This window comes from Pseudomonas sp. NFACC37-1 (assembly GCF_900101575.1).
Taxonomy (GTDB): Bacteria; Pseudomonadota; Gammaproteobacteria; order Pseudomonadales; family Pseudomonadaceae; genus Aquipseudomonas; species Aquipseudomonas fluorescens_AA.
In genome coordinates, this window is sequence record NZ_FMUZ01000002.1 from 1 (window position 1) to 13,761 (window position 13,761).

General features: G+C 57.7%; 12 protein-coding genes and 5 pseudogenes. 9 read left to right on the forward strand and 8 right to left on the reverse strand.

The genetic code is table 11. The features are described from left to right. The 3 genes and pseudogenes from BLP82_RS31475 to BLP82_RS02320 all read right to left on the reverse strand — a co-directional run. Window positions 1-97 (reverse strand): annotated as a pseudogene (locus tag BLP82_RS31475) (IS110 family transposase); the annotation flags it as partial. 255 nt (window positions 98-352) lie between these two features. Continuing rightward, a complete protein-coding gene (locus BLP82_RS02315) occupies window positions 353-1,120 on the reverse strand; it encodes an SDR family oxidoreductase (RefSeq protein WP_003180553.1) in 768 nt (255 codons plus the stop codon). A gap of 23 nt (window positions 1,121-1,143) precedes the next feature. Next, a complete protein-coding gene (locus BLP82_RS02320) occupies window positions 1,144-2,211 on the reverse strand; it encodes a phosphotransferase family protein (protein ID WP_072404868.1) in 1,068 nt (355 codons plus the stop codon). Window positions 2,212-2,407: 196 nt separating this feature from the next. On the opposite strand from BLP82_RS02320, the gene BLP82_RS02325 reads away from it, so the two are divergent. After that, entirely contained in the window at window positions 2,408-2,803 is a 396-nt protein-coding gene (locus BLP82_RS02325; protein WP_072404866.1) for a DUF4280 domain-containing protein, read from the forward strand. A 172-nt stretch (window positions 2,804-2,975) separates the two neighbouring features. Here the strand turns inward: BLP82_RS02325 and BLP82_RS31905 are convergent, their stop codons facing one another. Together BLP82_RS31905 and BLP82_RS31910 are read right to left on the reverse strand one after the other, a co-directional pair. Next, window positions 2,976-3,653, reverse strand: a complete 678-nt coding sequence (locus BLP82_RS31905) for a methyl-accepting chemotaxis protein (protein ID WP_371914104.1) — start codon at window positions 3,651-3,653, stop codon at window positions 2,976-2,978. A 195-nt stretch (window positions 3,654-3,848) separates the two neighbouring features. Further along, window positions 3,849-5,003: pseudogene (locus BLP82_RS31910) on the reverse strand (FIST signal transduction protein); the annotation flags it as partial. A gap of 341 nt (window positions 5,004-5,344) precedes the next feature. Between BLP82_RS31910 and BLP82_RS02335 the strand changes: the two are divergent. Next, a complete protein-coding gene (locus tag BLP82_RS02335) occupies window positions 5,345-6,451 on the forward strand; it encodes a hypothetical protein (protein WP_092165044.1) in 1,107 nt (368 codons plus the stop codon). Between the two features lie 309 nt (window positions 6,452-6,760). Here the strand turns inward: BLP82_RS02335 and BLP82_RS02340 are convergent. Continuing rightward, a pseudogene (locus BLP82_RS02340) lies at window positions 6,761-7,141 on the reverse strand (glutathione S-transferase C-terminal domain-containing protein); the annotation flags it as partial. 176 nt (window positions 7,142-7,317) lie between these two features. Here BLP82_RS02340 and BLP82_RS02345 point away from each other — a divergent pair. The 7 genes and pseudogenes from BLP82_RS02345 (at window position 7,318) to BLP82_RS02370 (ending at window position 11,766) form a co-directional block, all read left to right on the forward strand. After that, window positions 7,318-7,989: a transposase gene (locus BLP82_RS02345; RefSeq protein ID WP_256574048.1), complete on the forward strand. Its 672-nt coding sequence runs from the start codon at window positions 7,318-7,320 to the stop codon at window positions 7,987-7,989. 233 nt (window positions 7,990-8,222) lie between these two features. After that, the gene (locus BLP82_RS30100) at window positions 8,223-8,471 is read left to right on the forward strand and encodes a hypothetical protein (RefSeq protein WP_139197798.1); all 249 of its coding nucleotides are present in this window, start codon (window positions 8,223-8,225) and stop codon (window positions 8,469-8,471) included. Between the two features lie 469 nt (window positions 8,472-8,940). Continuing rightward, window positions 8,941-9,141, forward strand: coding sequence for a transposase (locus BLP82_RS02350; RefSeq protein WP_256576544.1), 201 nt, complete (start codon window positions 8,941-8,943; stop codon window positions 9,139-9,141). A 125-nt stretch (window positions 9,142-9,266) separates the two neighbouring features. Next, a pseudogene (locus BLP82_RS02355) lies at window positions 9,267-10,387 on the forward strand (IS256 family transposase). 58 nt (window positions 10,388-10,445) lie between these two features. Then, window positions 10,446-10,943: pseudogene (locus BLP82_RS02360) on the forward strand (transposase); the annotation flags it as partial. 181 nt (window positions 10,944-11,124) lie between these two features. Next, the gene (locus tag BLP82_RS02365) at window positions 11,125-11,415 is read left to right on the forward strand and encodes a DUF3077 domain-containing protein (protein ID WP_092165049.1); all 291 of its coding nucleotides are present in this window, start codon (window positions 11,125-11,127) and stop codon (window positions 11,413-11,415) included. Between the two features lie 78 nt (window positions 11,416-11,493). Beyond that, the gene (locus tag BLP82_RS02370; RefSeq protein ID WP_371914106.1) at window positions 11,494-11,766 is read left to right on the forward strand and encodes a DUF3077 domain-containing protein; all 273 of its coding nucleotides are present in this window, start codon (window positions 11,494-11,496) and stop codon (window positions 11,764-11,766) included. A gap of 376 nt (window positions 11,767-12,142) precedes the next feature. On the opposite strand, the gene yghU is transcribed toward BLP82_RS02370, so the two are convergent. Further along, window positions 12,143-12,982: a glutathione-dependent disulfide-bond oxidoreductase gene (gene yghU / locus BLP82_RS02375; protein ID WP_092165051.1), complete on the reverse strand. Its 840-nt coding sequence runs from the start codon at window positions 12,980-12,982 to the stop codon at window positions 12,143-12,145. A gap of 43 nt (window positions 12,983-13,025) precedes the next feature. Then, on the reverse strand, window positions 13,026-13,760 hold the full coding sequence (locus BLP82_RS02380) for a substrate-binding periplasmic protein (RefSeq protein WP_092165053.1): 735 nt from the start codon (window positions 13,758-13,760) through the stop codon (window positions 13,026-13,028). Window position 13,761: the final 1 nt, after the last annotated feature.

Genomic DNA, 13,761 nt, shown 5'->3' on the forward strand with positions numbered 1-13,761 from the left:
CTTCCAGTCGATCTGTTTCTGCGTGATAAATCACCAACTCATCTTTGGCGACATCAACACCCACGATCGGCTTTGCGACAGAAACCGGCATTGCCATTGAAAATCCTCCGGGCTAAGGTTTGAACACTTGAAGGGTTCACCCAGAGGCGCAGGCTTGTTCCTATCGTCGGTCTAGGCCAGATGCATTCTTTATCGGCGCTTGGGTGAAAGGAGGAGGGGTGAAATCTCCCACGGTCTGTACTGCGGCTAACAGTCAGAATCGAGCTTTGTCCCTCCTCCTCCCTTCAAGTCCTACCATACAAGCGAGCTTGCTCCCACAGGGTTTCTCACAGGTCTGCCATGGAGTTCGCTATCAGGACAGGAACCCGCCATCCACATTCAACGCCACACCCGTGGTGTAGCTCGACGCATCGCTGGCCAGGTACAGCACCGCACCGGCCATTTCGCTCGGGTCGGCCACGCGCTTGAGGGGGATCTGCGCCAGGGCGGTTTTCAGGATGGCGTCGTTCTTGACCAGCGCCGAGGCGAACTTGGTGTCGGTCAGGCCCGGCAGCAGGGCGTTGCAACGGATGCCGAACTGCGCGCATTCCTTGGCGAAGACCTTGGTCATGTTGATCACCGCGGCCTTGGTCACCGAATAGATGCCCTGGAAGATCCCCGGCGAGATGCCGTTGATCGACGCCACGTTGATGATGCTGCCGCCGCCGTTTTCGCGCATCAGCTTGCCGGCTTCCACCGACATGAAGAAATAGCCGCGGATGTTCACGTCCACGGTTTTCTGGAACGCACCCAGGTCGGTGTCCAGGACGTTGCAGAACTGCGGGTTGGTGGCGGCGTTGTTCACCAGGATGTCCAGGCGCCCGAACTGTTCGCGGATACCGGCGAACACCTGGCTGATCTGCTCCATTTCCCCGATGTGGCAGGCGATGGCGGTGGCCTTGCCGCCGGCGGCGATGATCGCATCGGCCACGTGCTGGCAACCGTCGAGCTTGCGGCTGGACACGATCACATGGGCGCCTTGTTGGGCCAGCAGTTTGGCGATGGCTTCGCCGATGCCGCGGCTGGCGCCGGAAACGAAGGCGATTTTACCGTCGAGGTCGAACAACTGGGTCTTGGACATGCTGTTTCCTTGTGATGTGGCGCTCAGAGCGTGGATTTACCGATGACCTGCAGGCTCATCTGCTCCAGCAGTTTGTTCATCTGAACGAACTGCGCGAAGCGTTTGTCCTGGGTCTGGCCGTGGAAGAAGCGGTAGTAGATCTGCTGGACGATCCCTGCCAGGCGGAACAGGCCGTAGGTGTAGTAGAAGTCGAAGTTGTCGATGCGGATCCCGGCGCGCTCGGCGTAGTAATCGACGAACTCGCGGCGGGTCAGCATGCCGGGGGCGTGGCTCGGCTGGCGGCGCATCAGTTGCACCGGCGCCGGGTCGTCCGCCTCGATCCAGTAGGCGAGGCTGTTGCCCAGGTCCATCAACGGGTCGCCCAGGGTGGTCAGTTCCCAGTCCAGCACACCGATGATCTGCATCGGGTTCTCCGGGTCGAGGATCACGTTGTCGAAGCGGTAGTCGTTGTGGACGATGCTCGAAGTGGGGTGGTCGGCGGGCATCTTGTCGTTGAGCCAGGCCTTGACCGTTTCCCATTTCGGCGCATCGGGGGTCAGGGCTTTTTCGTAGCGGTCGCTCCAGCCACGGATCTGCCGGGCCACGTAGCCTTCGGGTTTGCCCAGGTCGGCCAGGCCGCAAGCGTTATAGTCGACGCGGTGCAATTCGACGAGCCGGTCGATGAAGCTCTTGCACAGCGCTTCGGTGCGGGCGGCGTCGAAACCCAGCTCCGGCGGCAGGTCGGAGCGCAGGATGATGCCCTTGACCCGTTCCATCACGTAGAACTCGGCGCCCATCACCGACTCGTCGGTGCAGTGTACGTAGGCTTTGGGGCAGTACGGGAACGCTTCGCGCAATTGGTTGAGGATGCGGAACTCACGGCCCATGTCGTGGGCGGACTTGGCCTTGTGGCCGAACGGCGGCCGACGCAGGACGAATTCCTGTTCGGGGTATTCCAGCAGGTAGGTCAGGTTCGACGCGCCACCGGGAAACTGGCTGATCCGTGGCAGGCCGGTCAGGCCGGGAATGTGGGCCTTGAGGTACGGGTCGATCAGGTTGGCATCGAGTTCTTCACCGTCGCGCACGCGGGTGGACTGATCAGTAAACGCCATGCTTATCCCTTCTGCTTATTTTGGAGGCCATCGATCATTGGCTAATCTAATGGCGCGTGGGAGGCGTCACAAGCACGCCAGGGTCTTATAGGTTAGCGTGTTGCCGGATAATCAGCGGGCTTGATGCATGGCGGCGTGCGCGTCGGAAGCGGGCGAGCTATGGTTTGGGGGAGTCGCTGTCAAAGGAGCCACCGCGATGGGATGCCCGCAAGTCTGTAGCACCGCGACCCTGCAATGCAGCTTCGGCGCAGCCCCGGCGGTGCTCAATGTGCTGCCGGTCAATCGCCTGCTGACCGGCGGGATGCCGGCGGCGAACATCATGGATCACATCCCGCTGGTGAACATCACCACCTTCGGCATGTGCATGAGCCTGGCGAACCCCACCGTGGCCGCCGCCACCGCGGCGGCCCTGGGCGTGCTGACCCCCATGCCCTGCATCCCGGCCACTGCGGCGCCATGGATCCCCGGCGGCGCACCGACCTTGCTGCTGGGCAACATGCCGGCCATCGACGCCAACAGCACCTTGATGTGCACCTGGGCCGGGGTGATCAAGATCGTCGTGCCGGGGCAGGTGCAGATGTTGATTCCCTGACGGTGACGCCTGTGAGCAACCACAAATTCCCTGTGGGAGCGAGCTTGCTCGCGATAGCGGTAGATCAGTTTGCGGTGATTGACTGTGCCGACGTCATCGCGAGCAAGCTCGCTCCCACAAAGGGAAGTGTGCTGATCGCTCAATCTTGATCCATCGCCGGGGCGACTCGGCCTCACGCATTGGCGTGGGTCAGCCCGGTCAAGGTGTCGGCGATGGCCTTCGTGCGTTGTGCCGTGCCTTCGGTGGTACGGCTGGAGTCTTCCAGGGCATCGAGCATCTCCCGCAGGGCGCTCACGGCGACGGACTGGTCTTCGATCTGTTGGGCGACGCCTTGGATCTCCGTCGAGAGCAGGTCGATGTCCACGCCGATTTCCGCGGCATTCTGGCGGGTGATTTCCGCAAGCTTGCGGACCTCATCGGCCACCACCGCAAAGCCTCTGCCCATCTCACCGGCCCGCGCTGCTTCGATGGCGGCGTTGAGGGCCAACAGGTTGGTCTGCCCCGCGATTTGCTGGATGACCTGTACGATCGACTGGATACGCAAGCTCGAGCTGGCGAGCGCACGGGCACCGACCACCGCTTCGCCCGCTTGGGTGGCAAGCTGCTCGACGGTGGTGCCGGCCTGCTCGGCCACGCTGTTTTGCCGGTCGATGGTGCCCGTCAGGTCATCCATCGACAGGTGCAGTTCGCCGGAGTAATGCTTGATTTGCGTCGCCATCAGCGCTTGTTGCTGGCTGGCCTGCGCCAATACCTGGCCCAGGTCCGTCAGGCCGTCGAACACCGGCAGGATCGTCTGGTCCAGGCCGCGAGTGTCCAAGGCGCTGCTGAAGTCATTCATCTTGAACGCCATGATCTGCTTGACCACGACATGGTTCAGGCCCGCCAGCTTCTTGATCTGGCGGCGCAGGAAAAATGCCTTGAACTCGCCATAGTGAGTGATGAAGTGATCGACGTACTCGTCGACAAACCCGGCGCCCTTGGTGACCCTGAAGAAGAAAATCGCCGTGAGTGTCTGGTTCAGGTTCAAACCGAGGATTTCACCAAACGTCGAGAAGCCGGCCAGAGGCACATCCCCGAAAATACCGGCCATGCTGCCCAGGTCGCTGCTGTTGTTGAGACGGCGCAGGATGCAATCGTTGAGAATGGCGGCCACCGGCTGGCCACCTTTACCCTTGAGGAATTTCTCGTAGTCGAGCCGGGTCGCCTCGCGCAGGGGCGTGCGCTTGACCATCACCAGCTCTTCGCCGGGCGCCACGTCGCAGAACAACTGGATGATCTGCTGCTGATGGTCGATGCGGGCAATGGAACGGACGAACAGCTCATCACCCACGCGGATGGCGAATGAATAATCGGCCAGCTTCTTTTCCAGCGCCTGGGCACTGCACTCGAAGGCCTCGCACAGCGCCTGGACCATGCTCTTGATGTTTCCACGGCTGTCGATGACCTGGTCGATGGTGCGGTCTTCGACCGACGCGGTGAGCACGCTGAATGTCAGCCCGGCAGGTTGGAAGTTCTGGCTCTTGAACACCCCGAAGCGCACATCCACCGCGGTTTTCAAAAAGACAATCTGCGCATGGTTCTGGTAACTGCGCTGCCCATCACTGATCAGGGTCTTCTTGAAATCCGCCTTGCCACCGGCCGAGCCGCCGACGAACAGGCAGGGGAAACGGCCTGATTCATAGAGCGCCTCCATAAAGAACGACTCGGAAGCCGAAAGACCATCGAACACCACGTAGGCCAAGGTATCGCGATGGTCAATGGGCGTGCTCACCTGCGCCTGTTTGATGTTATTCACCAACCGAGCGATTCGCTCACGCATGGCCAGGCGCTTGCCGCCACCGCGAATGTCCTCGCACTCCAGCGGCACCATCACCACCTCGGCTGACGCAATCACACTGGTGTCGAACAGCTGCAGCACCACCCGGTCCCAGGTCTCGCCGGTCTGGCAGTACAGCGTGTTCGCACCGTTGCACAGCTCACCCGACGTCGTGCACAAGCTGATGGCGCTTTGGGGAAAACGCTGCTTGACCTTGGCGGCGACCCGGTCGATGTCCAGGTGAGGGGAGACGAACCCGGCGATCAATACCGGTGTGATGCGTACGTTGGCCAGCGCCCGGTCCAGTTCGCTCAACGTGCAGGCCACGCTGACCGCCCCTTGTGTGCGGGCTCGGGCTTTGTTGAAGAGATTCGATAGGTTCATGGCAGGACTCGGTTGAGCGCGACGTGACGCGTACGAGGTATGCGTGCGGAGTCCTTTCCCTGTAGCGATCACGGCTGGGGACTTGTATGGGCGTGAGCTTGTGCTATTTGCGGGGGCGGTCCATAGGGGCTTTTGGTTGGGGTTTACTCCGTCTGTTGGATGGCGACTTTCGTATTGGTCCCGGGAAACCTGCGGAAAAAATCAGCGTTTGCTCGCTGGACGACAAAGCCCCACCCGCTATGCTATCGACGATGGCCTCTTGCCATTTGCCATGCCCACCACAACCCATCCCCGGCGCGAGACGAGAACCTGCTCGTCACCGCCCTTTGCAGAGACGATTCATGAACAAACACAAAGCCGTGTCAGGAGTTGCCTGGGGTGTTCTGTTGGGTTGCATCGGACACGCCAACGCTTTTCAACTCTCGCCGGATGGCACGTTGGCTGAACGGGAGATGGCCAAGAAATACGGGGTTTCCTATAAGGCGACGGTGCCTTTCGCCAGTTTCGCGCTGCATAACTTTTCCGATCCTGCCCACGAGGCGTTGACGCAGAAGATCTATGGGTGTGACGGGGATTGGCAGGATTGCAGTAACCCCAACTTGGAGAACGCCGGTGCTTATGTCATTGCCGGGGTTCGCTGGAACGATGATCCGGTGTTCATGCCGGGCGCGGAAGATGCCAAGACCAAGGGCTGCGATGGACGTTACTCGGTTGGTTTCATCTCGCAGACGCGGTGCTGGGTCAATCTCTTCGAGAAAGCCGAGGACATAAGCGCTTCCGATCCGATGGCGTTCATGGGGGCGGGGAACTACATCTCCCGTTCGCATTTTGGCGACCTGCAATTCTTGCATGCAATGGCGTCCCAAGAGGGCGACGCGCCAGAGAAGACCAAGCGCGAAATCATGATGTGGGCCGAGTTCGCCTGGGGGGTTGCCGATGGTACCTACCCCCTCAATACCTATTTGAAAGACATCCAGATCGAAGGCTGGGAACAGCATTTCAATAACGGACAAACCGTGCAGGATCTTTTTGCGGTGGGGCGTCCATGGTTGCGGGCGAATGTGAATCAGGTGGCGTTTGGCAGTTTGCTTCATCTTGTCCAGGACAGCTTTGCCGGTGGACATGCGCAGCGGCGCGAAGAGATCCTGGGTGACAAGTGCATGGGCGGTGCCGAGGCTGTGCTGGGGCGGATCGAGGAGTTTCATTCCTACGCTCGGCAGGATCATGCCAAGCACAAGGACGATGACGCCAGTTCAGTCGCCAGGCTCATGTTGATGGCCCATGAGCCGGATGTTGTGGATGCCGGTAAGAAGCTGCGAGGGTTTATCGCCGATCGCAAGAAATGGGCGGATGTCAGGCCTTATCTGGATGAGTGTGTTTTTGCCCTGGCCAATGAAACGACTCCGGCGTCGGCGGGTGACAGGTACAAGCTGGAAGCCAACCGCTGAACATTTGACGAAAAACTGTGGGAAAAAACCGTGGGAGCGAGCTTGCTCGCGATGACGTCGGCACATTCAACATCGAGGCCAGCTGATCCACCGCCATCGCGAGCAAGCTCGCTCACAGGGGGCTGTGCCAGTCGAGAAAGTGAGGTTCACCCCCGATCCAATGTGGGAGCGAGCTTGCTCGCGAAGACGTCGGCACATCCAGCATCGAGGCCAGCTGATCCACCGCTATCGCGAGCAAGCTCGCTCCCACAGGGGGCTGTGTCAGTTGAGGAATCCAGGTTCATCACCGAGCCGGCGTGCAACCTGGCCTCAGCCCAAATCCCCAGCCCCATGCCGCTCTGGCACTTGGCTTGCCTCATCCCCCCACGTGCGGTTGACCCGCTGTCCGCGCAGGACGGCGGGGCGCTTGGCAATGTCTTCTGCCCAGCGCTGCACATGGGTGTATTCGTGGGCACTCAGGAATTCGGCGGCGCCGTATACGTTGTTGCGCACCAGTTGGCCATACCAGGGCCAGACCGCGATGTCGGCGATGGTGTAGTCGTTGCCTGCCAGGTATTGGTTTTCACCGAGGCGGCGGTCCAGGACGTCGAGTTGACGCTTGGCTTCCATGGTGAAGCGATTGATCGGGTATTCGAGTTTCTCCGGCGCATACGCGTAGAAGTGCCCGAAGCCACCGCCCAGATACGGCGAAAACGAGGCGAAAACGGGGACAGACCACGTTTTCTATACGTTTGCTGTAGCGTGTTCTGATTGGCTGAAATAGTAGGAAATAGAAAGAGGTGATGTCCTTTCTTGAGTTGGCTAAGCTTTTGGCTCGACTTGTATAAAAGGACTCTCCATATATGCCACGCAGAGCACGCGTCTTAATGCCGGGTGTACCCTTGCATCTAATTCAGCGAGGGAATAATCGATCGGTTTGCTTTTTCTCGGATGATGATTATGTTTTTTATATGGAGTTGCTCGCAGAGCAAGCCAGCAAAAGTGGGTGTGAAGTTCACGCGTGGTGCTTGATGAGTAACCATGTTCATTTATTGATTAGCCCTCAAGAGCAAAGTAGTGCAGGCTCGCTTATGAAGGGGATAGGACAGAGATATGTTCAGTACGTGAATCGTACATATGGGCGCAGTGGAACTCTATGGGAGGGGCGCTTTCGCTCATGCCTTGTCCAAAGTGAAAGTTATGTTTTGGCCTGCTATCGTTATATAGAAATGAATCCTGTTCGGGCAAAAATGGTAGTGCATCCGGCGGAATATCGTTGGTCGAGTTATCGTGTTAACGCACAATCAGAATTTTCATATTTTATTACCCCGCACTCTCAGTATCTGTCGCTTGGAGGGCCAAATACATCGAGTGCAGAGGCTTACAGGGACCTTTTTAGAGACGAGTTGGGAGTAGGGATGGTTGACCAAATTCGGGCCGCCACCAATGGTAACTATGTGCTCGGTGGCTCGCGATTTGCTGCAGAAATTGAAGCGATGATCGGACGCCGAGCTCAACGAGGCCACCCGGGACGTCCGGGAAAACGATCACTGTCTTAGTTGGAAAACGTGGTCTGTCCCCGTTGTCTGTCCCCGTTGTCCCCTCATGTCTGCTACTGAGGTAGATCAGGTCCTCGATGGGGCGACAAAGATAGTAAAGCGTAGCTATCATCCGCAGGGAGATACTCTAACTATCGAAAATGCTAATATGCCGGGCAGGCCTAAGGTAGTCGTTGACGAGGCGACAGGTACTCGTATCATTACTGTGATTAACCCAAAGAGAAAGAGATAAGATGGAAATGTTAGAGGTTATGAAATTGCTAGATGCCTTTATTGATGGAGGTAATACAAGTATGGAAGCTGCAAATCGTTTAGAGGTATTGATTGATGATGCCTTTCCGGACGATGATTTTCTGCAGGAAATTGTGGAGATTTTGGCGTGCTATCGACCTGAAGGAGGAGATTTTCTTTTTGATTCGAGTCAAGTGCAAAATCACCTTGTTGAGGCGCGAATTTATTTAAGGAGGAAGATCTCCTTATGATTTGCTGTTTCAAGAGGAGGAAAACAGAGGCAGACCCTGAGGGATCCCCACAAATCTACTCCAATGCCCGGGCCTCTTGATGTACCTCTGCTCGCAACGCGTGCTCAAGTCTCTCCAAAGTTTTTCGAGATTTTGAGCCGCGTCCGCGGGAAAAACAGGAACAGACCCTGAGGGCCCCCCACAAATCTACTCCAATGCCTGCGCCTCTTGACTACCTCTGCTCACAACGCGCGCTCAAGGGGCTTCGAGAATTTGAGCTGCGTCCGCAAAACGTGTCTGTCCCTGAGAGACTGCGATCATTGGGTTCTCCGGGATCCCTCAGGGACAGACCACGTTTTCTGTGATGTATTTTGATTGGCTGAAATAGTAGGAAATAGAAAGAGGTGATGTCTTTTCTTGAATTGGCTAAGCTTTGGCTCGACTTGTAAAAAAGGACTCTCCATATATGCCACGCAGAGCACGCGTCTTAATGCCGGGTATACCCTTGCATCTAATTCAGCGAGGGAATAATCGATCGGTTTGCTTTTTCTCGGATGATGATTATTTTTTTTATATGGAGTTGCTCGCAGAGCAAGCCAGCAAAAGTGGGTGTGAAGTTCACGCGTGGTGCTTGATGAGTAACCATGTTCATTTGTTGGTTAGCCCTCAAGAGCAAATTAGTGCAGGCTGATCGTGTCCCAGGAAGTGGTGTAGCTGAACCAACCGAAGGCGCCCAGTGGGCGAAAGAGGATGGTCATCGTGGTTCTTGGCTAACGTTGAGTTTGCGAAGACCAAACACTCACCAGAGAAACCACGATGACCAAGCCCACTATCGCATTGACCGAGTTGGTTGAGAAAGGGGCAGACGCTGATCTGCTCAAGCAAATGATCCAGTTCGTTGCCCAGCGCATGATGGAGTTCGATGTCGAAGGCCTGTGCGGCGCGGGCTTCGATGTCAAAAGCCCAGACCGGACAAAAAGCCGCAACGGCTACCGTGATCGCCTCTGGCAAACCCGTGCCGGTGACGTTGATTTGAAGATCCCCAAGCTGCGCCAGGGCAGCTATTTTCCCGGTTTCCTTGAGCCTCGACGCACCGCAGAGAAGGCAATGGCGGCGGTCATTCAGGAGGCCTACATCCAGGGCGTTTCAACGCGCTCGGTGGACGAGCTGGTCAAGGCCATGGGCATGACCGGGATTTCCAAGAGCCAGGTATCACGGCTGGCAGGTGAGATCGATGAGCGCGTTCACGCTTTCCTTGATCGTCCGCTTGAAGGCTGGCCCTATCTCTGGATCGATGCTACCTACGTCAAGGTGCGGGAGGCCGGGCGCATCGTCTCGGTTGCCGTAATAATCGCCGTGGCCGTGAACACAAATGGTGGTCGTGAAGTCTTGGGCATGCGCGTTGGCCCTTCCGAAGCTGAACCGTTCTGGACGGACTTTCTGCGCAGTCTCATGAGGCGCGGGTTGCGCGGCGTGAAACTGGTCATCTCCGATGCCCACGAAGGCCTGAAGGCAGCTGTTTCCAAGGTCTTCCATGCGACCTGGCAGCGCTGCCGCGCACGGTCTTCGCTCAGGACAGCCGTGCCGAGTGCCATCAGCAATGGCGTTTGGTCGCTGATCAGCTGCGCGAGAAATACCCCAAGATCGCGGCCCTCATGGACGGCTGCGAGGATGAAGTGCTGGCGCACATGGCGTTTCCCAAGGCGCACCGGCAGCAGTTGCACAGTACCAACCCGCTTGAGAGGCTCAACGCCGAGATCAAACGCCGCACCGATGTCGTGGGGGGGGCCAACGATCCAGTCATAACGCGGCTGGTGGGGGCAATGCTGCTGGAGCAGAACGACGAGTGGTGCCTGCAACGACGCTACATGCAGTTGGAAGCCTTCGAGGCGGTCAGCGATAATCCACAGGCCAAGCTGTCGGCCGTGATCAACTAAACGGCAAGCTCAATGGCTAGAACCATGATGAGTTACACCACTTCCTGGGACACGATCGGCAAAAGGTCGCAAACACCAGCGTGTCACCGGATCAATCGCCAAAAACAAACTCAGCAGGCAATCGGCCAATCGTGAACGAGAGCCCTGGCTATTGGCTAGCAACCTGCCGGAAGATCAATGGAATCCATCGAAAATCGTGGCCATTTACAAACAGCGCATGCAGATAGAAGAAGGCTTCAGAGATGTAAAAAGTGAGTATTTTGGCGTAGGCGTCACTCGCCATCGGAGTCACTGCCCACGCCGAATCGAAGTACTTTTGCTGATCTCGGCTCTGGCTAATTACATCATTTGTTTAACAGGGTTGCAGGCCCGCGAGGCGGGGCATGAGCGCCGTTTTCAAAGCAATAGCCTTAAACGCCGACGAGTGTTATCGCTATGGCGGCTGGGCCTAGAATACTGGCGTAGCGGACGCGGCTCAAACTCTCGAAAAACTTTGGAGAGACTTGAGCACGCGTTGCGAGCAGAGGTACATCAAGAGGCGCAGGCATTGGAATAGATTTGTGGGGATCCCTCAGGGTCTGTCCCCGTTGTCCCACTCATTCGCTTGGTAACGGATGCGGCAGCTCTTCGAATCAAGGGAGTTGAACAATGCATATCGATAGATCAAGAAAACGGCCTCTTCTGCTCTGTAGCTCTGTATCGCGGCCCCGCTGCATCTCAGTCAGTGGAGATAGCAAATGACCGAACAGGCAGAAGCAAAAACTATCGGCTACACCCCATTCCATTATTGCTCCGACCGTCCGCTGTTCCGCGTTAACGGCGGTGTCCCGTTAAATGAAGCGTTGCAACAAGCGTCAGATCTTTTGCATCTCGCCTACCGCCTTGCAGAGGACGCCACTTTCGAAAGGAAAACGGACTGCCATGCCTGGGCCGCTCATTATCTAATGGAAATGAGCAAAGCAGTGATTGATGATGTAGTGAAAGTCATGACGGTTAGACCTGAGGGGTCAAAACACTCCAATAGCTAACGGACACATCGAGACAGCAAGCATTAGATTCGCCGGAACGGGGAAAAGCGGGGTAGACCACGATTATGGGGCGGACCGATTACAGGAACTCAAATCGTGGTCTGTCCCCGGTTCCCTTGTCCCCGGTTCCCTCGCGTTAACGGCGGCGTTCCGTTAAATGAAGCGTTGCAACAAGCGTCAGATCTCCTGCATCTCGCCTACCGGCTTGCAGAGGACGCCACTTTCGAAAGGAAAACGGACCGCCATGCTTGGGCCGCTCATTATTTAATGGAGATGAGCAAAGCAGTGATTGATGATGTAGTGAAAGTCATGACGGTTAGGCCTGAGGAATCAAGACACTCCAATAGCTAACGGACACATCGAGACAGCAAGCATTAGATTCGCCGGAACGGGGAAAAACGGGGTAGACCACGATTATGGGGCGGACCGATTACAGGAACTCAAATCGTGGTCTGTCCCCGGTTCCCTGTCCCCGGTTCCCCATGGCTCGGGGGCCAAGACATACAGTATTGCCTACAAGGCTACGGTGCTGGATGCCTGCAGGAAACTGAGAAGGTTTATCGCGGACCGCAGGAAGCGGTGGGAGCGAGCTTGCTCGCGAAGACGTCGGCACATCCAGCATCGAGGCCAGCTGATCCACCGCCATCGCGAGCAAGCTCGCTCCCACAAGGGGGCTGTGTCAGTTGAGGAATCCAGGTTCATCACCGAGCCGGCGTGCGACCTGGCCTCAGCTCAAATCCCCAGCCCCATGCCGCTCCGGCACCTGGCTCGCCTCATCCCCCCACGTGCGGTTGACCCGCTGTCCGCGCAGGACGGCGGGGCGCTTGGCAATGTCTTCCGCCCAGCGCTGCACATGGGTGTATTCGTGGGCACTGAGGAATTCGGCGGCGCCGTACACGTTGTTGCGCACCAGTTGGCCATACCAGGGCCAGACCGCGATGTCGGCGATGGTGTAGTCGTTGCCTGCCAGGTATTGGTTTTCACCGAGGCGGCGGTCCAGGACGTCGAGTTGACGCTTGGCTTCCATGGTGAAGCGATTGATCGGGTATTCGAGTTTCTCCGGCGCATACGCGTAGAAGTGCCCGAAGCCACCGCCCAGATACGGGGCAGAGCCCATCTGCCAGAACAGCCAGTTCAGTGTTTCGGTGCGGCCCGCCGGATCGGTGGGCAGCAAGGCGCCGAATTTTTCCGCCAGGTAAAGCAGAATCGAGCCGGATTCGAAGACCCGAATGGCGGGTTCCACGCTGCGGTCCAGCAGGGCCGGGATCTTGGAGTTGGGGTTGATCTCGACAAAACCGCTGGAGAACTGGTCGCCCTCGTTGATGCGGATCAGCCAGGCATCGTACTCCGCGCCCGTATGACCCAGCGCCAGCAGTTCCTCCAGCAGGATGGTCACCTTCACGCCGTTGGGCGTGGCCAGGGAATAGAGCTGCAGCGGGTGCTTGCCAACCGGCAAGGTTTTGTCATGGGTCGGCCCGGCGACAGGGCGGTTGATGCTGGCGAAATGGCCGCCAGACGGGGCGTCGTTTTTCCAGACCTTGGGCGGAACGTAGGACGCTTTACTCATCGGGACATACCTCATCGTTGCTTGCGGTGTGATCCCCCAGAGTCTACCGCTGTTCGTTCATGATTCGTGCGACTTCACCGGAAGCCTTGAGTTTTTCGAACGCGCGCTGGGCCTTGGCGACGACCTCGTCCGGCGTGCTCAGGCTGAAGGCCAAGTGGACCCTGTGGGGTTGTTCGTCGAGGATATAGACCTCTTCCAGAGAAGCGAAATCCACTTGGGCATCCTGGCTCATCAGGCGTGCGGTGTTCTCCGGCATCGGCAGCAATTGGATCTGGCGATTGAGCAGTTTCTGAAAGTTGTCGTGGTTGTTGGCCGAGATGACCAGCCGGGTGAACCCACGTTGCTGCAGATAGATCTGCTTGGCGTCGTTTCGCACCACGCCGATGCTGTACTGCTTGGCCTGCTCGAGGCTGCTGACGGTGATGTCGCGGTTATCACGCAGTTTATAGAGCCGGCTCGCCACCCGGTGTATTTCACCCACCCATTTGAACAATGTCTCGCGGGCCGGGGTGCGGTCCAGCGGGAAGATCAGTACGTTGGGCTCGTGCAGCGCTTTTTCGTAGGCCCGGGCCCACGGGTACAGCGACAGGCTGTAGTCGGTGAGCTGCGCGCTTCTGAGTGTCTCCTCGGCAATGCGAATGCCCGGCCCGACGACCTTGTCGTCACGCTGATAGGCGTACAAGGAGTCTTCGGTAACGACTTCGATTGTGTCGGCGTGGCTTGCCAGGCTGATCGAGGCGAGTAGCAGGCATGAGCAGAGTGTCAGGCGAATGTGCATA